Below are 24,128 nucleotides of genomic sequence, written 5' to 3' on the forward strand. Positions count from 1 at the left end.
GTAACACCATGATTCCAGTAATCCTCTCAGGTGGTAGCGGCTCACGTCTTTGGCCGCTTTCGCGCAAGCAGTTTCCCAAGCAATTCCTCGCCCTTACCGGCAAGGAAACGCTGTTCCAGCAAACCCTGGAACGCCTGGTATTCGACGGCATGGAAAGCCCCATCGTGGTCTGCAACCTGGACCACCGTTTTATCGTCAACGAACAACTGAGCAGCCGTCAGCTCACCACCCAGCGCATCCTGATGGAGCCCTTCGGCCGCAACACCGCCCCGGCCGTGGCCCTGACCGCCATGCTGCTGGTCAACGAGGGCCGCGACGAACTGATGCTCGTCCTCCCCGCCGACCACGTGCTCGAAGACCAGAAAGCCCTGCAACGCGCCCTGGCCCTGGCCACGGTAGCCGCCGAGCGCGGTGAAATGGTGCTGTTCGGTGTCCCGGCAACCAAACCGGAAACCGGCTACGGCTACATCAAGTCGAGCAACGACGCGCTACTGCCGGAAGGCGTCAGCCGAGTCTCGCAATTCGTCGAAAAGCCCGATGAAAAACGCGCCATCGAGTTCGTCGAAGCCGGCGGTTACTTCTGGAACAGCGGCATGTTCCTGTTCCGCGCCAGCCGCTTCCTCGAAGAGCTGAAAAAGCACGACCCGGACATCTACGACACCTGCCTGCTGACCCTGGAGCGCAGCACCCAGGACGGCGACGGCGTGATCCTCGACGAAGCCACCTTCGCCCAGTGCCCGGACAACTCCATCGACTACGCGGTAATGGAAAAAACCCAGCGTGCCTGCGTGGTGCCATTGAGCGCCGGCTGGAGTGACGTGGGTTGCTGGTCATCGTTGTGGGACGTGCATGAAAAGGACGAAAACGGCAACGTCAGCAAGGGCGACGTGGTGATCCAGGACAGCCACAACTGCATGATCCACGGCAACGGCAAGCTGGTCTCGGTGATCGGCCTGGAAGACATAGTCGTGGTCGAAACCAAGGACGCCATGATGATCGCCCACAAGGACAAGGTTCAGGGCGTGAAACAGATGGTCAACACCCTCAACGAACAGGGCCGCAGCGAAACCCAGAACCACTGCGAGGTCTACCGGCCCTGGGGTTCCTATGACTCGGTGGACATGGGCGGGCGTTTCCAGGTCAAGCACATCTCGGTCAAGCCGGGGGCCTGCCTGTCGTTGCAGATGCACCACCACCGCGCCGAACACTGGATCGTGGTCAGCGGCACGGCCGAGGTGACCTGCGACGAGAAGGTGTTCCTGCTGTGCGAGAACCAGTCGACCTACATCCCGATTGCTTCGGTGCACCGCCTGCGTAATCCGGGGAAGATTCCGCTGGAGATTATCGAGGTGCAGTCCGGTAGCTACCTGGGTGAGGACGATATCGAGCGGTTTGAAGATGTGTACGGGCGTTCGACGGCGCCGGAGCAGGAGGTGAAAACCATCGCCCAGTAACCTACAGTGTTCCACTCACCCCCGCCTCGCTGGCTGCGTACCCCCTATCCGCAGCCAGGGAGTCGGGGGTGTTTTTTGCCCACTTACTCACACCGAAAACGTATTTCCTCGCGGTGAGTTGTATCCGGTGGCTCAGATCTCGACGACCTTGTTCCATGTGAACAACGGGTTTTCAGGTGCCCTCGAACGTTGATCGCTATATCCACGCGGATTACAGATCACACGTGTTCCTTCTGCGAAATAATCGAATGCGGTATGGGTGTGACCATGGACCCACAGCGCAACCGGCGCGCGCACGAGGGAAGGCAGATCGCTCACATAACCCGCCGAGGCGCGATCCGTCGCGAACTTCTCCGCCAGGCTTGGCCTGAGCGGCGCATGGTGCGTGACCACAATCGTCTGGCCATCGAAGGGTTTTACCAGCTCATCTTCCAGCCATGCTCGCGCTTGCTTGTGGAGCGCCAGCGAGTCGCGGGGAGTAAACGAACGTAGCGGGGCTTCGAGTTCGGGCGATGAGACCTGAATCACACCCTGGTAGTCGAGTATGACCCGCTCGGCCTCTGCAATGGACTCGCGCAGCGCCACATCGCCAGCGCCGAACAACGAGAAGTCTGTCCACAACGTAGTACCGAGGACCCGCCATTGGCCATTTCGCTCCGTGAACGTTGTGTTGTTCAGGAAATGCACATTGGGCAAGCTGCGCGCGGCGGCTTGCATCGCGCTTTCGAGTGCAGCGAATTCACCACCGTAATACTCGTGGTTGCCCGGCACATAAATAACCGGCACCTGTGAATCGAAGTTTTCCGCCGCCCAACGCAGGCCTTTCGCATGGTTGTGGATATCACCGGCCAGCACGACGAGATCGGCCTCCACGTGCGGGATGGCAAGCGGTTCGTCGTACTCAAGATGCAGGTCGGACAGAACGCGAATCTTCACGACGTGGTTCTCCTCAATGCTGTTCCCGATGCATCTAAGTATGAATGCCACCGATCAAACCGACCTGACTCAGGTTCTGCTGGGATACCGGATCTAGTAATCACCTGATCCACGCTGCCGGCTACTGTCAGAAATGACAGGCCCGATAAATGGTATTGAGCTGCCCACGGTCCAATGTCAGGCAGTCAAGAAAATGGGATATTGAAAACACTACGCAACTTGTAGGAGCAGGTCTTGCCCGCGAAGCTTTTAGCGATCTCACGGGCCTCTTCGCTGGCAAGCCAAGCTCCTACAGGGACCGTGTTCGCCTTAACGGGTAGGTATTTGCTCATAGCCGGAGGCTTTCCGAAAATGAGTTCGGATCTGAGCCGGTAGGATATTCACGAAGACTATTCCCTTTCGCCGCCCTTGGGCAGCGACGGCGGCGTGATGCTGAAGTTCTCTTGTGGGTCCATCGCCGGGCTCCAGGCAGATCTGCTGGGAGCTAATGTGGGCGCAATCCGGGGGCCTCATCTACTGTCAGAAATGACAGTTTTTTAGTGATTAACGAAATAAGAAAGCGCCAAACAGGGCATATGCCGGCCGGCCCAGGCGATAACGTGACCCCATGACTCACTATTAACGACCAAGATCGAGCATAAAACGACCCATCCATTACAACGCAGCCCCCCGATTTCTGACCACAACCCCTTGATTTTATGGAAGTACACCTGCGGTAACACTCTTTCAGCCGACTCGCTCAGCAATGATGGCGCTTTGACACCCGTCATTTCTGACAGGTTACATTGGATCACATTTGACGTTGAATACTCCCCAACACCGAAACAGGGCGGCAGGGCATCGAGCATGAAAGGGACGAACACGGTCATCGAGATAAAAACTCGACAAGCGTTCAGGGCAGAGCTGGGCAGCCTGGAGGTGCCATTGATCCGGCCCCGACCCGCCGTGGTGCTGGTCTATAGACGTAACTGTCCACCGTGCGACAAGCTCAAGCCCTTGCTTGAGGCCCTGGCCGCGGGCCCCTACCGGGATCGGGTGGCGTTCTATCAGATCAGTTACCCGATTTTCAAACTGTTCCAGCCGGAGATCAAACTGGAGTACCTCCCGGCCCTGTTTTTTCTGGATGGTCATGGCAACCAGACACACATGTATGGCACGCAAAAGGACGAGGTAAAGAAGGGCCTCGATTCGCTCATTTTTGTCTCGGACGGGGTATTCTCAGAGATCTTCGACTCTCGACAAGCCCACTAAGGAAGTGCCATGCCCGTTGCCCTGATTACCGGATGTTCCAGCGGCATCGGCCGCGCGTTGGCGGATGTGTTCAAGCACGCGGGTTACCAGGTCTGGGCTTCGGCGCGTCGGGCCGATGATGTGGCGGCGCTCGCGGCAGCCGGGTTCACCGCCGTGCAGTTGGACGTCAATGATGGCAATGCCCTGCAGCGACTCGGCGAACGGCTCAACACCGAGTGCGGCGGCCTTGATGTACTGATCAACAATGCCGGTTACGGCGCCATGGGACCGCTGCTCGATGGCGGGGTTGAAGCGATGCGTCGGCAATTCGAAACCAATGTGTTCTCCATTGTCGGGGTGACCCGGGCGATGCTCCCGGTGTTGCGCCGCGGCCGAGGGCTGGTGGTGAATATCGGCAGCGTGTCCGGGGTGCTGGTGACGCCGTTCGCCGGGGCTTATTGCGCCTCGAAGGCGGCGGTGCATGCCTTGAGCGATGCCTTGCGCATGGAGTTGGCGCCGTTCGGGATCCGGGTGATGGAAGTGCAGCCCGGGGCTATCGATACCAGCTTTGCCAAGAATGCCGGGCATGAGGCTGAACAGTTGATTGGCGAGCAATCGCCCTGGTGGCCGCTGCGCGAGGGGATTCGCGCGCGGGCCAATGCCTCGCAAAACAATCCGACCCCGGCCACCAGCGTGGCCGCCGACTTGCTCAAGGCCGTGCAGCAGGACCGACCACCACGGCTGTTGCGCCTGGGCAATGGCAGCCGGGCCTTGCCGTTGATGGCCTGGTTGCTGCCCAAGGGGCTGCTGGAAAAGGTGTTGATGAAGCGCTTTGGTTTGGGGGTACGGCTGTAACGACCGCTCAGGCGTGCTCTTTCATGAAGTCGATAAACACCCGGACCTTCAACGGCAAATGCCGAGTGTCCGGGTACAGGGCATAAATCCCTTGTTCGACAAAGCGATAGCCGTTCAACAAGCTGCACAGGCGCCCTGCCTCCAGATCCTCACGCACCAACCAATCCGGCAAAATCGCCACGCCCTGCCCCGCCAGGGCAAAACCGCGCAGCACCGAGGAATTGTCCGCGACAATCCGTGACTGCTCGGCCGCCGGCCGGAAGAAAAACGGCTCGCCGCTCTTCACATGGGTCAGGCCCAGATCGCCCAGGCGCCGATGCACCAGGCTCTGCACCTGTTGCAAGTCCTCGAAGGTGTGCAACTCGCCGCCGGGTAGCCCGGCAACAAACTCCGGCGAGGCCACGGCAAAGATCTTGAACGTGGCGAGCTGCGTGGCCCGGTGATTGGAATCCGAGACCTGGCCGAGCCGGATCGCCACGTCGAAACGTTCCGAGATCAGGTCGGCGTGGGTCGAGGAGGTCGACAGATGCACCTTCAACTCCGGGTGAATCCGCCGGAACAGCTCCAGCGCCGGAACCACCTTGGCCAGGGCATATTCGACCGTGGTGGTGATCCGCAGCGTGCCGCGCAGTTGCGTATGTTCCGAACGCGCCTCGTCGATCGCCAGCCGGGCCTGTTCCAGCATGCTCAGACAGCGCCCGTAAAAGCGCTCGCCGGCCTCGGTCAGGGCCAGGCGCCGGGTGTTGCGGGTCAACAGGGTCACCCCCAGTTCGGCCTCCAGGCGCTTGAGGGTAAAGCTGACCACGGCCCGGGTCTGCCCCAGGCGTTCGGCGGCGGCGGTCAGCGAACCGGCCTCTACCACGGTCTTGAAGGTCTCGAAACGATCCAGGCTGACCATGGGTCAAGGTCTCCATTGTCAAAATATTTTTGACAAACTAGCAGTCAATGCGCGGTTTCCCAAGCCTTGCCGGCGACCTAACCTGTCGCCTTATCCGATGGAGACCGTCATGAGCTATCGCTCGAAAATCGCCCTGGTGTATCTGCTGGGGTTTTCCCTGGACCTGGTGAACATGTTTGTCGCCAATGTCGCCTACCCGGAAATCGGCCATGAGCTGCGGGCCACGGTGACGCAACTGGCCTGGGTCGGGAACGCCTATATGCTCGGGCTGACGGCGATCATTCCCCTGAGTGTCTGGCTGGCGGCGCTGGTCGGCGAGCGACGCTTGATCGCGGCCTCGCTGGTGCTGTTCGCCGTGGCCTCCTGGTGCGTGGCCCAGGCCGGCTCCATCGAGGCGCTGATCGGTTGGCGGTTGGTGCAGGGCCTGGGCGGCGGTTTGCTGATCCCGGTCGGACAGGCCATGGCCTACCGCAACTATCCGGTGAACGAACGCGCCGGACTGACCTCGCGGATGATGCTGGTGGCCTTGCTGATCCCGGCCTTGTCCCCGGCGCTGGGCGGGCTGATTGTCGACCATGCGTCGTGGCGCTGGATCTTCTACGCCAATATCCCGCTGGCACTGCTGCCTCTGCTGCTGACCGGGTTGTGGTTCAAGCCGGACGTGCGCCCGGCCCAGCGGCCAGGGTTCAGCCATCGCGGCCTGTGGAGTGCAGCCCAGGTGGCACGTATTCCGCTGTTGCGCCTGGCGATGCTGGTGTACCTGTTCGTCCCCGGGGTGTTTATCGGCACCCAGTTGGTGGCAATTCTCTATCTGCGTGGCCTGGGGGCGAGCGCGGCGCAGACCGGTGCCCTGATGCTGCCCTGGGCACTGGCCTCGGGGGTGGCGATTGTGTTCGGCAAGCGCCATTTCAACCGACTCGGCCCCAAGCCCTTGTTGCTGGCGGGCCTGTTCGCCCAGGCACTGGGCATCCTGTTGTTGGTATTGATCATTGATCCCCACGGACCGCTGCCGATCATCGCCTATGCGCTGATGGGCCTCGGCGGCAGCCTGTGCAGCAGTACCGCGCACAACTGCGCGTTTCTCGATGTCGAGTTACCGCGCATGGGCCACGCCAGCTCGGTGTGGAATATCAATCGGCAACTGAGCTTCTGCCTCGGCGCGGCGCTGCTGATGGGACTGCTGGATCAGTTGGGTAGCACGCCGTTCGGGTTTCACGGCTGTTTTCTGATTGCCGCGGCGTTGACCCTGGTGCCGCTGTTCGCCGTCTTTCGTCTCGATACGCCAACGGTGCTGGCACTGTTAACCCCCAAACAAGGAGAACCTGCATGAGCGATAAAGCGCTGTACCTCAATGAAGTGATCGAAGCCCATAAAGTCATCGAGCAATGGTTTGCCGGAGCCCTGGAGAACGACGCGTTGGCGCCGCTGCTGGCGCGGTTCTCGGAAGCCTTTTCAATGGTCACGCCGACGGGCAGGCCATTGGACAAGGCGGGATTGGGCGAGCTGTTTGCCGGTGCGGGCGGACGTCGACCGGGTTGCACCATCACCCTGGGCGAGCTTGAAGTGTTTGCGTTGCACGAAGCCGGCGCCATCGTTCGTTATCGCGAATGGCAGGCCGATGACACGGGCACGCGTACAGACCGGCTATCGACGGCGGTGTTTGAGAAACAGTCGGATGGGCCGGTGCTGTGGCGGCATCTGCATGAGACCTTCACTCAGGCCTGAGAAATTAGTACATGTTTTTTTGGGGCAGTCATAAGGCAGCCTGTGGCACTGTCAGCCTTGGAAGAGTAGGATTAAAATCTACAGACTCAATTTTAATATTATTGAGTCCACAGATTATACTTCAAGGATATGATCATGACAGTCACCTCACCTGCTCCAGGACTGACCAAAGCGCATGGCGTGACAGGTCTGAGAGCCGCCGTGGGCGTACTCGAAAAATGGCAGGCCTCGAGTGACCAGGCCTGTCGTATCTTGCGTATTTCCCGCAGCACCTACACCCGCGCCAAACAACGTGATCCCGAGTGGTCCGTTGCCCTGGATGCCGACCAGATGCAACGGATCAGCTTCGTTTTGAACATCCACGCGGCCTTGCGCGGCATTTTCGATAATCCCGAGAACGCCTATGGTTTTCCGGCGATGGCGAACGCTAACGAGTTTTTCAACGGACGTGCCCCGCTGGACATCATGGCGCAGGGCGACATGATCTCGCTGTACGAAACGTTTCGGCGGATTGACGCCCTGCGGGGCGCGCAATGGTGAAAACAGGCGATTTGCCGACGTTGCCCGGTGAGCGCTTGCAAGCTTACCGATTGGTCAATTCCAAGTTCCCACCGATTGCCTTGTTCGATGACGTGGCGGACGCGGATGAGTTCGAGGTGCTTTACCAGATTCAGGCCCTCACCAATCCAAGGCTGCAGAATGAGCTGGGTCGATTGGAACTGATCTCACGCGATGAGATCCCCTTCGGCATTCCCGGATGCGCGTACGCGACGGCGCCCTTCACTCACGTCAATCCGGCGGGGTCGCGGTTCAGCGATGGCAGTTTTGGCGTGCTGTATCTGGCCGATACGATGGAAACGGCACTGGCCGAGGTGCGGCATCACCAGAACCATTACTGGTCGAAGGTGCAGGGCCTCAACTACGAACGTTTTGTTTTCCGGGGGCTTTCTTGTCAGTTCACTGACGCGGCAATGAAAGATGCCATGTCCATCCCTCTGGCAGACCCCATTTATGATCCGGATGACTACACCCATTCCCACGCATTGGGGAAGGCGGCCAAGAGTGAACGGTGCCCCGGCCTGCGCTACCGATCCGTGCGCCATCCGGGCAACCACTGCTGGGCGCTGATGACCCCACGCCCGGTCTTATCGATCATTCAAACCGCTCATTACGAAATGATCTGGAACGGCAAAATCACCGGTGTCAACCAGATCACCGGCGCCTGATCGTGATGGTGCGAGAAGCGGGTGTTTGTGGAGCCCCTTAAGCTCTTGGCGATCGTCAGGCCCCCGCCGGCTTGACAATCACCGTGCAGGTAATCCCCGCCGCCAACAGCACCCCGTCCGGCACCTCGTCGATATGAATCCGCACCGGCACCCGCTGGGCCAGGCGCACCCAGTTGAACGTCGGGTTCACATCCGCAATCAGCTCACGACTCTCGGGATTGTCACGGTCATAGATCCCCCGCGAGATACTCTCCACATGCCCCTTGAGTACCTGGCCGCTCATCAGTTGCATATCCGCCGGATCACCCACCTGGAGATGCGGCAACTTGGTCTCTTCGAAGAAGCCATACACCCAGAACGAGTTCATATCGACCACCGCCATCTTCGCCTCGCCGATCCGCGCATAATCGCCACGATGCACATTGAGGTTGGTGACGTAACCGTCCACCGCCGCCCGCACTTCAGTGCGCGCCAGGTTCAACTGCGCCGCCTCCAGCTGCGCCTGGGCCTGCTGATAGTCGGCCAGGGCCGCGTCGGCGGTGTTGCTGGCGTCGTCGCGGCTTTCCTTGGAGATCACCAGGTTGTCCAGGTCGGCGCGGCGGTGGGCGTTGAGCTTGCGCATCTCCCAGGTGGCCTTGCGCGAGTCCACCAGCGACTGCGCCTGCTTGACCGCAATCCGGTAGTGCTCGGGGTCGATGCGCATCAGCAGGTCGCCCTTTTTCACCACCTGGTTGTCGCGCACCGGCACGTCCACCACTTCACCGGTGACGTCCGCCGCGACGTTGATGATATCGGCGCGCACCCGGCCATCGCGGGTCCAGGGGGTTTCCATGTACTGGACCCACAGGACCCGGCCGATCCAGATCGCCAGGGCCAGGACCAGCAAGGTGGCGATCAGGCTGAATAGCTTTTTCATCAGGTCGTTCTCAACGGTAGACAGTGAGCGCCAAGGCGCCGAACAAGCAGCAGAACAGGCTCAGGCGCAACAGCGCCGGATGCCAGAAAAAACGGTACAGGTCATGGCTGGCGATAAAGCGGTCCAGCGCCCAACCAAGCCCGGCCGCGATCAGGAACATCAGGGTCATGGTCGGCATATAGACGCCGTGGAAAGCGATTTCACGGGGCATGAGAGAGTCTCAGGTCGGCCAACGGGGATTGCGGGTCCAGCAACGAGGTGCGGATAAAGTGCAGGTAGCTCTGCACCCGGCGCAGCGCCGAGGTGTCGAAGTGCCGGGCAAAAGGCTCGTCGGTGGACTGGACCCGGCTGATAGCATGGTCCACCGCCACCAGGGCGCGCTCCAGGTTGCTCGCGTTGGGCTGGATAAACAGGCGCATCAGCGCCCGCCCCATGACCCGGATCGACTGGCGCCACGGCTGCGATTCGGCATAGGCCGGGTGCACCGGCAGGATCGCCTGTTCCTTGCGCAACTCGATAATGGCGTGGCCGACTTCCAGCACCACGAACATCCAGCGCAACAGTTGGCTCTGCACTTTCGGCTGCCGGACGGCCAGGCCATAGGCCTGGTGCAGCAGGTCGCGGGTGCCGCTTTCGAAGGTCGAGCCGAGGCCCTTGAGCTTGCCGCTGATGGCGAACACCACCTGTTCGCGCAGGTCCTGCTCCAGCCGCCGCCATAGCCAGCGGCTGTTGGGCGGCAGGATGATCGCCCCCGCCGCCGCGCACACCAGCATGCCAATGACCATGCCGATGTAGTCGTTGATAAAGGCATAGGGGTTGTAGACCGTCAGGTTGTCCGGCACCGAACCTATGCTGAAAAAGATCAGCAGACCCAGGCCGACGCCCGCGTACGCCGGACGCGAGGCCAGGAAGGCGCCGAGCACGATCACCGGCGCGAGCGTCAGGCACAACAGCGCAAAGCCGTCGATGTAGGGGAAGACGAAGAACATCTCGACAAAACCGATCAACGCCCCGAGCAAGGTGCCACAGGCCATCTGGAACGCCATGCGCTTGGGGTTCGGCGTGGCCGCCGCCAGGCCGACCGTGGCCGCGGCGACCAGGGTCATGGTCGCCCCGCTCGGCCAGGCGGTTGCCACCCAGTAGCTGCCGAGCACGATCAGCACGAAGGCAGCGCGAATCCCCGAGGCCGAGGCCGCCAGCCAGTTGGTTTTCGGTACATAAGGCTCGTCCCACTGTTCGCGTTCGTGGTGGTGATCGGCCAGGGAGGCGTGGGTCAGGGCGTAGCTGTGCAGTTCCTCGACGAAGCGATAAAGCAGTTCGTAGGCGGTGTGGAAATCCAGCAGGTCGGCTTCGCTCGGTTCGCTTTGCAGGAAACTCGCCCGCAGGCTGCGTACCTGCTCCGGCAACCCCAGTTTGTAGTCGGCCAGGCGGCTCGCCAGGCGCTGGGCATCGGCGTCGGTCAGGGCGCGTCCGGCAAAATCGTCGAGCAGTTCGCCCAGTCCCGGAAAACCCGGTTCGATGGCCGCCAGCACCTGCGTCCGATCCCGACTGCGCAGGCGTTCGAGCAACTGGTGCAGGGCGTTGAAGCGGGTGGTCAGGGTCATGAATTCGCTGTTCAGGCGGTTCAGGCGGCCATTGCGTCGACGCATGTGCGGGTCTTCGAACACCGTGACACTGCGCAGGCCCTCAAGCCCCACCGCCTGGGCGATAAAACCGATATTGGCGCTTTCAAACGCCGCGCTGGCATGGGGACCGCGCAAGCCGGCGCTGACAAATCCGGCAAACACGCCGAAGCGTTGATAGAGCGCATTGCGCATGGCCGCACTGGAGGTCTGCGGCAGGATCGCGGCGCTGACGCAGGTCGAGCAGACAATCCCCAGGGAGATTTCCAGTACCCGCCATACCGCCGCCATAAAGGCCCCTTCCGGATGGGCCAGGGCCGGCAGGCCGACCATCGCGGCGGTGTAGCCGGCCAGGACAAAACCGTAGGCGCGGAAGTTGCGGTTGCGTTGCGCGCCGGCCGAGCAAAGCCCGACCCAGATCGCCAGCGCGCCGATAAACAGTTCGGTGTACTGGGCGAACAGGGCGATCAGCGCGACCATCACCGCCGACCCGGCCAGGGTGCCGAGGAAGCGGTAGAAACTCTTGGCAAACACATGGCCGCTCTGCGGCTGCATCACGATAAACACGGTGATCATCGCGGTGCGCGGCTGCGGCAGTTCCAGGCGCATCGCCAGCCACAGAGTGAGGAAGGCGGCGGCCAGGACCTTGAAGATATAGATCCAGGTCACGCCGTCGCTACGGGCCCAGTCAAAGAAGCCGCGACGCCATTCCAGGGAGTACAGCCAGCGCACCGGGGCGGGCAAGGGAGTCATGACGCGGTTCTCAGTGATCGAAGGCAGCCAGCACGGCCGGAGGTTTGTTCGCCACGGTGCGGTTCTCGGCCGGTACGTCGTTGCCCGCGCCCAATCCGCCACCCAGTTCGGTGACCAGTTCGGCATGGGCACTCAGGCGCGCCGCCTGGACCTGCTGTTCGACCTGCTGCTGATGGAACAGCAGGGTCTGGGCGTTGAGCACATTGAGGTAGTCGGTCAGTCCGCGTTGGTAGGCGACCATGGCGATGTCGTAGGTTTTCTGCGCCGAGGCCACGGACTGGGCGGCGAACACCTGCTGCTTGTCCAGGGACTCGCGGCGGATCAACTGGTCGGAAATGCCCTTGAGGGCGTTGACCAGGGTCTGGTTGTATTTCGCTACGGCGAGGTCATAACCCGCCGCCGCTTCGCCCAGTTCGGCGCGCAGGCGGCCGCCGTCGAAGATCGGCAGGGACACCGCCGGGCCGACGCCATAGTTGAATTTCTTGCCGGTGAGAAACGCCAGCGGGCCGCCGCCGGTGGCCATGTAGCCGAGGTTGCCGACCAGGTCGATGTTGGGATAGAAGCCGGCGTGGGCGACATCGATGCCACGGGCCTGGGCCGCCACTTGCCAGCGACTGGCGACCACGTCCGGGCGCTGGCCGAGCAATTGCGCGGGCAGTGCCGAGGGCAGTTTCAACGCGGTGTGCAGGGACAGCGACGGGCGTTGCAGCTGCGCACCCTCCCCTGGACCGACGCCAGCCAGGGCGGCCAGCTGGTTGCGGCTCAGGGCGATCTCTTCGTCCAGCGCATCGAGCTGGCGATGGGTTTCCGGCAGCGGTGTCTCGGCCTGGCTGACTTCGAAATGGGTGCCGATGCCGCCGTTCAGGCGTTTTTGCGCCAGGTCGAGAATCTGCATCTGCTGCTTGAGGGTGGCTTCGACGATATCGCGCTCGGCGTAGTGCAATGACAGCTGGATATAGGCGTGGACGATGCTGTTCTGCAATTCGAGCCGGGCCTGGCGTGCTTCGGCGACGCTCATATGGGCCAGGTCCACGGCCCGTTCGCTGGCGTTGCTTTCGCGACCCCAAAGGTCCAGGGAATAGCTCAGGCCCAGCCCGGCATTGTTGTCCCAGGTGGTGGTGCTCGCCAACTCACCGGGGCCGTAGAACTGATCGTTGGCCCAGTTATGCCGTTTGAGCGCGGCGTCGCCCTTGATCTGCAGCGACTCGGCGGACTCGGCCAACCCGGCCATGGCCCGGGCCTGGCGCACGCGGGCGGCGGCCATGGCCAGGCTCGGGCTGCCCTGCACGGCGCGGTCGATCCACTGGTCGAGTTGGCGGTCGCCATAGGCTTTCCACCACTGCGCGGCCGGCCAGTGCGCGTCGCGCTCGGCGCCCTGGATCGCCTGGTCGGTCAGCAGGGTATTGGCGGCCAGGGCCTGACCCTGTGGAGCAATACCTCCGGTGCCGATGCAGCCGCTGATAGCCAAGGATAAAGCCCAAACACTGAGAGTCTTCAGCTCTCTGCTGATGCGACGCGGCACTGCTGCAAATTCCTGGGGTGGGGAGAAAAGCGGTTTTCTGTGAGCACGGGATTGGTCACAACGCCGTCCTGTAGGAGCAGGGCTTGCCCGCGAAGGGGCACTTGAGGCCGCCAAAAGCTTCGCGGGCAAGCCCTGCTCCTACAGTTATGAGGTGTTCTTGAGATTGGAGGGTGCACACAGGTCGGGGCAATTCTAGAGGGTGGCCTGTCAGACGATAAGATGGCCTTTCTGTGAAGCTTTGTTACCGTTAACGCGATAATCCCTTGGTCGTATGCCCATCACCCTGTTACTTCGTGTCACAATTTACCGTCACCCCAGAGAGCCTTCCATGGACACTTTGCAAAATATGCGCGCCTTCAGTTGCGTGGCCGAAGCCGGCAGTTTCACCGCCGCCGCCGTGCAACTGGACACCACGACGGCCAACGTCTCGCGCGCGGTCTCGGCTCTTGAGGCCCACCTGCAAACCCGCCTGCTCAACCGTACCACCCGGCGTATCGCCCTGACCGAGGCCGGCAAGCGTTATCTGCTGCGTTGCGCGCAGATCCTGGCCTATGTCGAGGAAGCCGAAGCCGAGGCCAGCGACGCCCATGCGCGCCCGGCCGGGCAGTTGAAAGTGCACTCGATGACCGGGGTCGGCCAGCATTTCGTGATCGATGCCATCGCCCGTTATCGCAAGACCCATCCGGACGTGACCTTCGACCTGACCCTGGCCAACCGCGTGCCGGACCTGCTGGACGAGGGGTATGACGTGTCCATCGTGCTCGCCGGCGAGTTGCCGGACTCGGGATTTGTCTCGCAGCGCCTGGGGATCACCTACAGCATCGTCTGTGCCTCGCCGGCCTATGTCAAAGCCAACGGCTGCGCGCAGCGGCCCAGCGACCTGCTCAACCATGCCTGTTTGCGCCTGGTGAGTCCGGTGATCGCCCTGGACCGCTGGGCCTTCGATGGTCCGGATGGTCAGGAAGTGGTGAACATTGCGACCTCGCCGTTTCTGGTCAACTCCGCCGATGCGATGAAGGCGGCGATCACCAGCGGCATGGGGGTTGGGGTGTTGCCGGTGTATGCGGCGATCGAGGGGCTGCGCAATGGAAGCCTGGTGCGGATGATGCCCAGCTATCGGTCCCAGGAGCTGAATGTGTATGCGATCTATCCGTCGCGCCAGTACCTGGATGCCAAGATCAAGACCTGGGTCGAGCACTTGCGCAGTACATTGCCGGAAATCCTCGCGGGCCATCAGGCCGAGTTGGCGGCGTATGAGTTGAAAAACGTGCGTATCGCCAACTGAATGTTGTTGTAGGAGCGAGCTTGCTCGCGATGGGCGTCAACGATAACGCGGGGCATCTGATACCCCGCGGTGTCTGGACCACCATCGCGAGCAAGCTCGCTCCTACAAAGTCAGAATCCACCGCACAAATCCGACGAAAAATGATAGCGTGCTTGGCATTCCCGCCGTTCGATGAGCCCTGCGATGAAAAAGACCGTACTCGCCTTCAGCCGCGTCACCCCCGCCATGGTCGAGCACCTGCGCCAAGACTTCGAAGTGATCGTCCCGGATCCCAAGCTCGGTGATCTCAACGCTCAGTTTGACGAAGCCCTGCCCCATGCCCACGGCCTGATCGGCGTCGGTCGCAAGCTCGGGCGCGCCCAGTTGGAAAACGCCGCCAAGCTCGAAGTGGTCTCCAGCGTCTCGGTCGGCTACGACAACTATGACGTGGCCTACTTCAACGAACGCGGGATCATGCTCACCAACACCCCCGACGTGCTCACCGAAAGCACCGCCGACCTGGGCTTCGCCCTGCTGATGAGCAGCGCCCGCCGGGTCGCTGAGCTGGACGCCTGGACCAAGGCCGGGCAATGGCAAGCCAGTGTCGGCCCGGCCCTGTTCGGCGGTGATGTGCACGGCAAGACCCTGGGCATCGTCGGCATGGGCAATATCGGCGCCGCCGTGGCCCGCCGTGGTCACCTCGGTTTCAATATGCCGATCCTCTACAGCGGCAACAGCCGCAAGCCGGAACTCGAACAGCAACTCGGCGCGCAGTTCCGCAGCCTCGACGCGCTACTGGCCGAGTCCGACTTCGTGGTGCTGGTGGTGCCCCTGAGCGACAAGACCCGTCACCTGATCAGCCATCGCGAACTGGGCCTGATGAAGTCGGACGCGATCCTGGTGAACATTTCCCGGGGTCCGGTGGTGGACGAACCGGCACTGATCCAGGCCCTGCAAAACGGCACCCTTCGCGGCGCCGGCCTGGACGTCTACGAGAAGGAACCCCTGGCCGAGTCGCCGTTGTTCCAACTGAAAAACGCCGTGACCCTGCCGCATATCGGCTCCGCCACCCACGAAACCCGCGAGGCCATGGCCAATCGGGCGCTGGCCAACCTGCGCAGCGCCTTGTTGGGCGAGCGCCCGCGCGACCTGGTCAATCCCCAGGTCTGGAAAGGCTGAGCGAACACCGGGCCCGGCTAATCCTGCCGGGCGTCGAGGTCTACCCGGAAAAGCCTGGGCAAGGCCTGGCGCGTGAGGATTCGCAGCCAGTTTTCACGCCGCTTCAGGTACTCACGCTGCAACGCTTCGCCACGGTTCTTGTAGTCCTGCGTGGTCTCGCCTTCCAACGGTTCATAGTCGAAGAACTCGCCAAAGAGCCGGTCGTGCTCGCTGATATGGCTGTTCTTCAGGAACGTCTGCCAGTGACGGTTGCCCATCAATATATTATCCAGCCCTTGTTCGGTTTCGACGTGCAGGACGAGCAGGCGCATGGACTCGACCGCCCTTGGATCAACGGCCCTCGGCGCCACGTCGTCAAGAAACAGCGGCGGCAGGTGCAGATCGCCGAGCTCGGAGACGTACCCCCGAAAACGCTCCTCCGGATACTGGACGTTCTGTCTGTACACCTCATTGTGCAAGGTGAAAAAGCGGAACTCTCCCCGGGCCAGAACAAAGACCCCCAGCTCCGTCTCACTCACCTCGGTCTGACGGCGCGCGAACGCATAAAACGCCTCCAACTCCATCTGCCGGAAAATCTCAAAGGCCGTCGAGTCCCCCAGCCCACCGTAGTGAACGATATCGAATAACCGGGTGCGCAACTCCCGGTCCTGTGCGCCCAAAGAGAGGAGGTACTCCATATGCCTGACCAGGTCGTCGCGAATCGCATCCTTGCTCTCCAGATACAACTCGGGAAGCTTGGCCAATTCCCTGAAAAAACCCAGGAACGCCTCCCCCGAGGCGTCGGACAAGCTCCGCCAGGCCTGCGTAAGCGCCTCGTCGAGGCCTTCCGAATGCCCCCCCAGCCACAGATCGAGCCCCTCCACTTCCGGCACATCAAAACCGAAACGGCTAGAGGGATGACTCAGTTTGAAGTATTGAAGGCGCCGCCGCGTATTGCCTGAAAGCGGGTTGTTGGTCAGCGTCACCGCTACCGGTTCAGCATTCTCGGCCCTGGCGGCCGCGAACCCGGTGAAGACCCGTCCCGAAATATCCCGAATGCGGTTGTTGCTCAAGTCGGCAAAGACCAGTTGGCGCAGCTGCTCGATCCCCTCAGGCAAGGTTTCTATCCGGGTATTGTGCAGATCCAGCTTTCTCAGCAAATGCAGCTCGTCGAGATCGGGTGGATACCCCAACGGATTGTCACTCAGGTCCAGCTGGACCAGTTCGCTCATGCCGGCCAGGCGCCGATGACCGCCCCGGGGAAAGGCAATGCGGTTATGCGCCAGCTTGAGCCGGCGCAACTCGCGCATCGAGCCTTCCAATACAGGAAAATCGGACAGCCGATTGTGGGACAGATCCAGTTCCTGCAACGACACGAACTGACGCAGGAACTGGTCGAGAAACACCGGCGCCTCGATCCTCATGCTGCGCATCGACAAGCGCGTGACGTGGGAAAAATCGGCCACTCGGGGAAACAACGGAAAGCGACTGACCTCCAGGCGGTCCAGGCTCAGTAGGTAACCGGCTTCTCCACTGTTTTGCGCGGGGGCGCGCAAGGTTTCCCGGCGCCAACACTGCTTGATGCGTTTGGCGAACTGATACAAATGCGCCCGTGATTCAGCGTTATACCTCGTCTGGCGCCAGCGCTTGAGATCGCCTCGGAGTGCGTCCAGCTCCCGAACCCGTTGACGGATCACCCCGTCACGACTGGCGAAATCCTCCCCCAGCAACGCCAACTGTCGAGATGCTTCGGCATAGGAATAGCCCGAATACAGGCCTCTGAAACGCTTCAATTGCCGATTGTGCCGCCCTTCACCACCACTCAGTTCATAGCCGACCCGGCCGTCGGCCAGACGCCGGGGCGGCACGAAACCGGGGATCTCGGGGCGCATGCCCAACAAGCGCTTCGCCCGCCCACGGTCAGCGACCGCCGCACCGGCCAGGTCTCGCCGCAACTGGCTGGCAAACCCGCTGGGGACCAGCGCCCTGCGCGCGGGCTCCGGCAACGCGGCCACTATCGAGGGAATCAGGTTGCGACTCACCGGACGCAGGCCACGACCCTGACCGGCGGCAGGCGCGTAGCCTTCGGCGGACTTGACGATCACTGCCCGCTGGGACGCATCGGCACTGCCCAGGCTGTCGAGCAGCGTCCCCGAGGCCGAGGTCTCGCGGATCTCGATACGCAGGTCGGCCGGCCATCCCGGCAGATGTTCGAGCAGATGCAAGGCCAGCCGGTCGTTGTCGCCATTGATCAAGCTGTCGACCTGAAAGCCTTCCAGCGCCCGAGCGAGCCGGACATCCTGAATCCACCAGCGCGCCTCTTGCCCCAGCGCCAGGGGCAGCTTGCCGGTTTCCATCTCTCGGATCTGCGGGTCATCGGCCTGCTCGACGATCTCCCGGGCCAGCGGCTCCGGCAGGCTGGGGAAAAGCCGACGAATCAGCGCGGTCGACGGATCGCTGTCAGGCGCCCGGGCCCGCTCAAGCGCATTGCCCAGCAGGCTCTTGAGTGCCTGGGTGTCCTCGCGGTTTTTTTCACCCAGCGCCTGCACACGGCTCGCTTCATCCCGTTCGCTGTCACCGAAGAGTGCGAGGCGCTCCTGATCGTTCAACTGTTCGAGCGCCCGGCTCAGCACCTTGTCGAGCTGGCCGGTGCTACCCAGCCGATCGAGGCTGTCGCCGACCCGCACATGACTGTCCACCCGCTGCAACGTATCCATCAGCAGGCCCGGTGCCCGCGAACGGGTCACATGCACCTTGCGCAACTGGTTCTCGCTGACATCACAGATCGCCATCAGTTGTCGCGCCAGCTCATCGGATTGCGCCGCCGCCCGCTCACCCAGCCGCCGAAACAGCTTCAGCCCTTCCCATTCCAGCGGCTGCTCCTGCTCATGCCACCAGGCACCGGCGCCGTTGTGCTCCAGCTCAAGCCGGTAAGCTCCGGGCAAGCGCGGATGCTCGATGCCCCAGTCGTCGAACAGCGGATGCCGGTCGACCTCGAACAGCCCGTCATCCAGGGGCAGCCAGGTCTTGTCCTGCCAGCGATACAGCCCCAGCGAATCGGGTTCCAGCTCGGCAGGCAGGTCGACGGGTTGCCGGTAGGCGAGCGCCGAATCGTTCCAGGGCCGTATATCACCGTCCTCGGTGCGCCGGTCCGTCAGGGCGTCCCCCGCGTCGCGGCGCAATCGCCCGGCATTGTCCGCTGTCGCATCGTTGATCCCCAGGCGGATCTGATCATCACGGTTCAACGCGCGGTTGAACGCCTTGTAGAAGTTGTCATCGCCCGCCGGGACCGGGCGCTCATCCTGGCTGAGCGTATCGAATACCGCATAACGTCCCTGCCCGTGATGGCGCAGCAGCACCTGCTTGCCCGCCGGGTCGGCGGCAACCGACGCCACGGGTTGCCCCGGCCGGACCTCGGTAATCTCCAGGGTCATCCCGAGTTTTTGCCCGAGCAGCGCCGCCATGCCTTCACGGGCCCAGGCATCCGTCGACGCATTCCAGGCCCGGCGGTGATAGATGCCATCGAGCGCCCGCTCCAGGCTCAGGCTTCTGGCTGCTTGCGCGAGCCCATGACGAGGGCCTTCGGACAACAGGCCCGAGGTCATGAACCCGGCCCGTTCGGCGCTCGACAATGGCTGGCTGCGCCACCACTCGGCAACCCGCGCGGGGGACAGGTCCGGATGCAAGGTCAAGGTCTGTTCGAGCAACGCCGGTCGCGGCGTGCTCGCCACCGGAAGAAACCTGCGCAGACCCGGCGCCAACTCCGACCGCTCGGACTTCAGCCGCCCCGGATAACGGCTCAGGGCTTCGAACAAGTGGACTCTTTCACGAATGACAAGATCAACCACCCGCCGCCTGAGGATAACGGCCCTGCTCGAAAACGCCTGGTTGGGCGCAACGGGCCGGCTTATCGCCGCATCGCTCGGCAACAACCCAAGAATCAACCCCACCGGCCCCAGATCGTGATCGGCGATGGCCTCCGGCGCAGCGTGATCCACATACCCACCATCCGCCAGACGGCGTATCGAAACATGCAGGTCATGTTCGGCCAGGGTATCTTTTTTCCCGTAGGCCTCCAGCAGCGCGCCCTCCTGGTCATGAATACTCAGGGCCAGCTCGTCCGGCCACTCCGGCAATTGCGTCAGCGCCGAGAACAGTGCCCGATCACCTTCCTCCGGCAACGGCAGCCGCGACACCAACGGTGCGCTCAAGGCCCGCAGGGCGCGGTCGGTGTTATGCCGCTTGATGGTGTCGACCAGCGCGGCCGGCGCCGGCTCGCCCGCCCAGACCCGCTGCAGGGTATGCGAGCGGCTCCCGCTGATCCGGCTCAAGCGGGTCAGCTCCTGGCCGGTCAAGGGCCCGCCGGGCAGCAGTCGCTCGCCCAGTTGGCTCAGGGTCGGCGGCCCGGGGTTGTCGAGTGCCAGTTGCCAACGCTGCAGGTCCGGGTCGAAATTCACCGCCGGGCGGAATACGTCGGGGTCCGGATGCACCAGGGTGTATTGCCCGGAGACGGGGTCCTGGGCCAGCTCGAACGCCTGCCGTTCGCCCTCGACCAGAAATTCGCCGTATGGCTTGCCGCCCCGTTCGATCACCCCGGAGGCCCGCACCGCTTCGCCATGCAGCAGGCCGATTTTCACACTGACATAACGGTCCAGCCGGGAGGCCCAGAGGGTGTGCTTGCCCGCCACCTGGACCCGGTGCACGGCGCCCAGGCAACCCTGCAGTTCGCGGTGACGGCGTATCGACCACTTCACCGCGTTGCGATGAAGGCCCGCGCTGATCAACAGATTGCCGATATCGATGACCGACTGGGCCAGTTGCTCCGGACGCCCTTTCGCCGCTTCCGTCAGGCCCTGGATAAAGTTGTAGCCCAGGCTCCCGAACAGGGCGATCTGCACCACCCGCCCCATGCCGCGCAGCCCGCCCGGCACCGGCAACAGCAACAGGCCGAGCACTTCATCGAGGACCGCACTGGCACCTTCGATAAATGCGCGCCAATCCTGAACCGAGCGTTCGACCGCCAGTTCGTTGAGGTTCTGCTGGTCACGTTGTCGGTAGTAGTCTCTCAATGCCTGCGCGGGCGTGGTCGTCAGCTCCAGGTACTTCCACTGGAGTGTTTCGAGCAGCGGCGCCGGAAAAGCCCAATGGAAGGCATCGTAGAGCCCGCCGGTCACGGCGTTCAGCCCTTCCGGGCGTGGATGCTCGGTGACGATATCGCGCACCACGGCCTGCTGCTTGATACTCAACGGCGCCAGGAACCAGTTGAGGCGCTTTTGCCCATTGTCGTCCTTGAGCTGCTGCTTGAACTCGGTCTCGAACGTTGACCTGTCGCAGTGATAACGCAACGCCCCGCCCAGGCGGTTCGGGTAGTAACTGAAAACACCGTCGAACCGCTCGATTTCGAAGGTGAACAACGGCAGTTCGAGAAAACTGGAGATCACGTCGCTCTCGCCAAAAAGCGCCTTGCCCAGTTGATAGGAGAGGTTGACCTTTTTCAGAATGGCCACGACTTCGTTGTCCGGGAGCCGGATCGATACGGCATTCACCGTCACGCTGTCCGGCGCGCTCCATAAAGCATGGCGCAGGACAGTGAAGGGCGCGTTGGTGACCCCGGTGGCGGCGCCATTGCGATAGGCCTCGTAGGGATGGAACAGGATCTCGGCCCAGGCCATCTGCTCCAGGTGCTGGCCCAGCACGCCCCCCTCGCCCAGCGCCTTGTCCACGCGCGCCTTGAGATCGCGCCCGAAATCCAGGTCGCGGGCGATGCTCACGAAGTCGTGGATCGGCATCATGCTGACCTGGTTGATTTCATGGGGCGGGAAGCCCCATCGATACCCGGGGCCGGGCCGCTCGTTGATCCAGCTGGCACGCACCTGGTTGGAGCTGAACAGATCGCCGAAGCCGAAGTTGAGGCAGGCCGCCTGCCAGAGCGACAAACTGTAGACATGGGCCAGCGGTGCGTTGGAGTCGTAGGCCCGCTTGTTGCGTTGGCCGGGTACCCAACCGCTCTCCTTGAATTCCATGTGCAGGGTGTGGATATAGATCTTGCGGGGGTCCAGGTCGCGCCCGGTGCTTTCGCGCAAGGCTTCACGCAAACGCTTGAGCCCGTCCTGCTCGAAGGTGCTGCCGAGCTTGCGATTCTCGGCTTCGACAGCCTCGGTCATTTTGCCGAGGTAGCGAAACGCGCTGGCATAGGTCAGCCGCTCGACCTCGTTCAGGGGCCCCATCGCCGCGGCGGAAACGGACAACAGATGATTGCCGATATCCGCGAATCGCCAACTCTTGCGCGAGTGCACAAAACGTTGCTGCTCCTCGATAAGCGATTGGGTCTCAAGCTCGACAGCGGGGTCGGGAAGGGGGTGGGAAGCGTCCATGGTTGCTCTTTTCATTGCTGGAAAAGCCCAGCCTAGCCCTCCCTCCCTGGGCAACGGTTCTAACTAAATACGACAGGTGTCGTCACGCCGTAGACCTCATACGCCGTGGAAAGCCTCAGTCAATCCAGCCAGTGATCCGGAACTGATCTACATAGCTTTGCCGTGCCTTATGCCACCCTGGCCGACGCCGGCCGCAACGGCGTCCCGGGCTTGCGGAACACCAGCACGTTGCCCGCCATCACCGCCACCAGCCCGAGCAGGGCCGGCGCGCTCCAGTGATACCCCTCGGCATAGGCCGAGACATTCAGCGCCACCAGCGGAAACAGCACCGTGCAGTAGGCCGCGCGCTCCGGCCCCATGCGCCCGACCAGGGTCAGGTAGGCGGTGAAGCCGATCACCGAGCCCGGAATCACCAGGTACAGCAAGGAGCCGATATAGCGGATGTTCCATTCCATCGCGAACGGGATGCCCTGGACCAGGCAGTAGACCGCCAGCATCGTCGCGCCGTAGAGCATGCCCCAGGCGTTGGTGGTCAGCGGCTTGAGCCCGGCCTTCTGCTGCAGGCTGGACAACAGGTTGCCGGCCGAGAAAAACAGCGTGCCGAGCAAGGCCAACCCCAGGCCCAGCAGGGTGTGCGGGCCGGCAGTGTGCCCGGAGAGTTCCGGCCAGAACAGCAAACCGAGTCCGAGCAGGCCAAGAGCGCCGCCCATCAGCACATTGCGGGCAATCTTCTGCTTGAAGAACACCCGGGCATTGAGGGCATTCCACAAGGTCGCGGTGGAAAACACCACCGCCACCAGGCCGCTGGGCACCCACTGGCTGGCGGTGAGGAAACACATGAAGTTCAGGCAGAACAGGCACAGTCCCTGGGCCAGGCAGATCAGGTGACCGCGGCGGTTCATCGGTTGCAGGCGGCGACTGAGCAGCAGCAGGACGAACAGCACCAGCGCCGCCAGGCCGAAGCGATAGACGATGGAAACCGGAATCGCCACCACCCCCAGTTGCAGTTTCAGGGCGATCCAGGTGGTGCCCCAGATCAATACGGTCAGCAGGTAGAGAAACAGGTTCATGCGGCAGACTCCAGAAGACAGGCTTCAGTGTCTGCGGACAAGCCGCTCCCGCGCTTGCAAAAACTTGCGCTTTTATCGGCCCGCGACTGCCAGGGCATTACGCGACGGAGTAGGATGCAAGGCGTTGGAGAACAGACCATGCCCGCACTGGATACCCTACAAGTCTTTCAAGCCCTGAACCGCTCGCCCCATTCGCGCCTGGAGCACAGCGCGGAGCTCGGTGACGGTTTGGCCGCGGCGTTGTGGAGCAACCACCACGACGCCCAGGACTACGAGGCGCCCGGTCATCACACCCTGTCCTGCTACATTGCCGGCGGTACCGGGACCTTTCGCCGTGACCGCCCGGACACCAAGGGCGGCCCGGACAAGCTGTGTATCCTGCCCGCCGAACATCAGTCCGGTTGGGTGATCAACGGCAGTATTCGCCTGGCTCACCTGTATTTCAGCCCGGAACAGTTTGCGCTCGGTTGTGTGACGCTGTTGGACCGTGAGCCCCGTGAGCTGCAGTTGCAGGAACATACTTTTCTGGATGACCCGCAGCAGGCCCTGCGCTTTCGCCAACTGATCAGCCTGGACTGGGATGAACCGGGAGAGCGCCTGCTCAGCAGCAGCCTGGCCCATGAGTTGCTCGGCCATACGTTGCTCAATCAGGTGGGGATGCGCCAGGGCTTGCGATTGAAAGGCGGTTTGGCGGCGCATCAGCGACGGCTGTTGGTGGAGTGCATCGACAGCCGCTTGGACCAGCCGTTGAGCCTGGGTGAGTTGGCCGGGTTGTGCGCGCTGTCGGAATACCACTTTGCGCGGATGTTTCGTACCAGCTTCGGCTTGCCGCCCCATCAATATGTACTGGCGCGGCGCCTGGAGCGGGCGCGGCTGCTGTTGCGCGGTAGCGGGCAGCCACTTGGGGAGATTGCCCTGGCGTGCGGGTTTGCCAGTGCCAGTCATTTCGCCAATCGGTTTCGCCAGGTGCTGGGCGCAACGCCCGGCGAGTACCGGCAAGCCTTCGCGCACTAAAGCCGAACACCGCCCCTGTGGCAACCCCATTCCGGTAGGAGCAGGGCTTGCCCGCGAAGAGGCCCCTGAGATCGCCAAAAGCTTCGCGGGCAAGCCCTGCTCCTACAGGTT

18 protein-coding genes are annotated in these 24,128 nt (G+C 62.5%); 10 read left to right on the forward strand and 8 right to left on the reverse strand.

Features of this window, described 5'->3' with window-relative positions; translation table 11 throughout:
• The first annotated feature begins 8 nt into the window (after positions 1-8).
• Entirely contained in the window at positions 9-1,454 is a 1,446-nt protein-coding gene (locus M5C56_RS21020) for a mannose-1-phosphate guanylyltransferase/mannose-6-phosphate isomerase (RefSeq protein ID WP_103499719.1), read from the forward strand.
• Positions 1,455-1,586: 132 nt separating this feature from the next.
• Here the strand turns inward: M5C56_RS21020 and M5C56_RS21025 are convergent, their stop codons facing one another.
• The gene (locus M5C56_RS21025; protein ID WP_103499718.1) at positions 1,587-2,390 is read right to left on the reverse strand and encodes a metallophosphoesterase; all 804 of its coding nucleotides are present in this window, start codon (positions 2,388-2,390) and stop codon (positions 1,587-1,589) included.
• A gap of 846 nt (positions 2,391-3,236) precedes the next feature.
• On the opposite strand from M5C56_RS21025, the gene M5C56_RS21030 reads away from it, so the two are divergent.
• Complete coding sequence (locus tag M5C56_RS21030; protein WP_103498502.1) at positions 3,237-3,641, forward strand: thioredoxin domain-containing protein; 405 nt, start codon at positions 3,237-3,239, stop codon at positions 3,639-3,641.
• Positions 3,642-3,650: 9 nt separating this feature from the next.
• Positions 3,651-4,475, forward strand: coding sequence for an SDR family oxidoreductase (locus tag M5C56_RS21035; RefSeq protein WP_103498492.1), 825 nt, complete (start codon positions 3,651-3,653; stop codon positions 4,473-4,475).
• Positions 4,476-4,482: 7 nt separating this feature from the next.
• Here the strand turns inward: M5C56_RS21035 and M5C56_RS21040 are convergent, their stop codons facing one another.
• Entirely contained in the window at positions 4,483-5,373 is an 891-nt protein-coding gene (locus tag M5C56_RS21040; protein WP_103498493.1) for a LysR family transcriptional regulator, read from the reverse strand.
• 109 nt (positions 5,374-5,482) lie between these two features.
• Between M5C56_RS21040 and M5C56_RS21045 the strand changes: the two genes are divergently transcribed.
• From M5C56_RS21045 to M5C56_RS21060, 4 genes are all read left to right on the forward strand, one after another.
• Complete coding sequence (locus M5C56_RS21045) at positions 5,483-6,703, forward strand: MFS transporter (protein ID WP_103498494.1); 1,221 nt, start codon at positions 5,483-5,485, stop codon at positions 6,701-6,703.
• On the forward strand, positions 6,700-7,098 hold the full coding sequence (locus tag M5C56_RS21050; RefSeq protein WP_103498495.1) for a DUF4440 domain-containing protein: 399 nt from the start codon (positions 6,700-6,702) through the stop codon (positions 7,096-7,098). Before M5C56_RS21045 ends, M5C56_RS21050 begins: the two co-directional genes overlap by 4 nt.
• 135 nt (positions 7,099-7,233) lie before the next feature.
• The gene (locus M5C56_RS21055) at positions 7,234-7,638 is read left to right on the forward strand and encodes an antitoxin Xre-like helix-turn-helix domain-containing protein (protein ID WP_103498496.1); all 405 of its coding nucleotides are present in this window, start codon (positions 7,234-7,236) and stop codon (positions 7,636-7,638) included.
• A complete protein-coding gene (locus tag M5C56_RS21060) occupies positions 7,632-8,324 on the forward strand; it encodes an RES family NAD+ phosphorylase (RefSeq protein WP_103498497.1) in 693 nt (230 codons plus the stop codon). The genes M5C56_RS21055 and M5C56_RS21060 overlap by 7 nt, the downstream gene beginning before the upstream one ends.
• A 55-nt stretch (positions 8,325-8,379) precedes the next feature.
• On the opposite strand, the gene M5C56_RS21065 is transcribed toward M5C56_RS21060, so the two are convergent.
• From M5C56_RS21065 to M5C56_RS21080, 4 genes are read right to left on the reverse strand one after another with little or no spacing between them, the layout of a single operon-like run.
• Positions 8,380-9,240 carry an HlyD family secretion protein gene (locus M5C56_RS21065; protein WP_103498498.1) on the reverse strand — a complete coding sequence of 287 codons (861 nt, stop codon included), beginning with the start codon at positions 9,238-9,240 and terminating at the stop codon, positions 8,380-8,382.
• A 10-nt stretch (positions 9,241-9,250) separates the two neighbouring features.
• On the reverse strand, positions 9,251-9,451 hold the full coding sequence (locus M5C56_RS21070; RefSeq protein WP_040064387.1) for a DUF1656 domain-containing protein: 201 nt from the start codon (positions 9,449-9,451) through the stop codon (positions 9,251-9,253).
• Positions 9,441-11,615, reverse strand: a complete 2,175-nt coding sequence (locus M5C56_RS21075; RefSeq protein WP_103498499.1) for an FUSC family protein — start codon at positions 11,613-11,615, stop codon at positions 9,441-9,443. The genes M5C56_RS21070 and M5C56_RS21075 overlap by 11 nt, the downstream gene beginning before the upstream one ends.
• Positions 11,616-11,625: 10 nt before the next feature.
• Positions 11,626-13,137 carry an efflux transporter outer membrane subunit gene (locus tag M5C56_RS21080; protein ID WP_103498500.1) on the reverse strand — a complete coding sequence of 504 codons (1,512 nt, stop codon included), beginning with the start codon at positions 13,135-13,137 and terminating at the stop codon, positions 11,626-11,628.
• Between the two features lie 328 nt (positions 13,138-13,465).
• Here M5C56_RS21080 and M5C56_RS21085 point away from each other — a divergent pair, with 328 nt between their 5' ends.
• Both M5C56_RS21085 and M5C56_RS21090 read left to right on the forward strand, forming a co-directional pair.
• Positions 13,466-14,422: a LysR family transcriptional regulator gene (locus M5C56_RS21085; RefSeq protein WP_103498501.1), complete on the forward strand. Its 957-nt coding sequence runs from the start codon at positions 13,466-13,468 to the stop codon at positions 14,420-14,422.
• Between the two features lie 183 nt (positions 14,423-14,605).
• A complete protein-coding gene (locus M5C56_RS21090) occupies positions 14,606-15,580 on the forward strand; it encodes a D-glycerate dehydrogenase (protein ID WP_103496597.1) in 975 nt (324 codons plus the stop codon).
• Between the two features lie 17 nt (positions 15,581-15,597).
• On the opposite strand, the gene M5C56_RS21095 is transcribed toward M5C56_RS21090, so the two are convergent.
• Entirely contained in the window at positions 15,598-21,933 is a 6,336-nt protein-coding gene (locus M5C56_RS21095; RefSeq protein ID WP_103496596.1) for an NEL-type E3 ubiquitin ligase domain-containing protein, read from the reverse strand.
• A 167-nt stretch (positions 21,934-22,100) separates the two neighbouring features.
• A complete protein-coding gene (locus tag M5C56_RS21100; RefSeq protein ID WP_103496595.1) occupies positions 22,101-23,003 on the reverse strand; it encodes a DMT family transporter in 903 nt (300 codons plus the stop codon).
• 138 nt (positions 23,004-23,141) lie between these two features.
• On the opposite strand from M5C56_RS21100, the gene M5C56_RS21105 reads away from it, so the two are divergent.
• Positions 23,142-24,017 carry an AraC family transcriptional regulator gene (locus M5C56_RS21105; RefSeq protein ID WP_103496594.1) on the forward strand — a complete coding sequence of 292 codons (876 nt, stop codon included), beginning with the start codon at positions 23,142-23,144 and terminating at the stop codon, positions 24,015-24,017.
• Positions 24,018-24,128: the final 111 nt, after the last annotated feature.

Source organism: Pseudomonas sp. MWU13-2862, from assembly GCF_023242495.1.
GTDB lineage: Bacteria > Pseudomonadota > Gammaproteobacteria > Pseudomonadales > Pseudomonadaceae > Aquipseudomonas > Aquipseudomonas gingeri_D.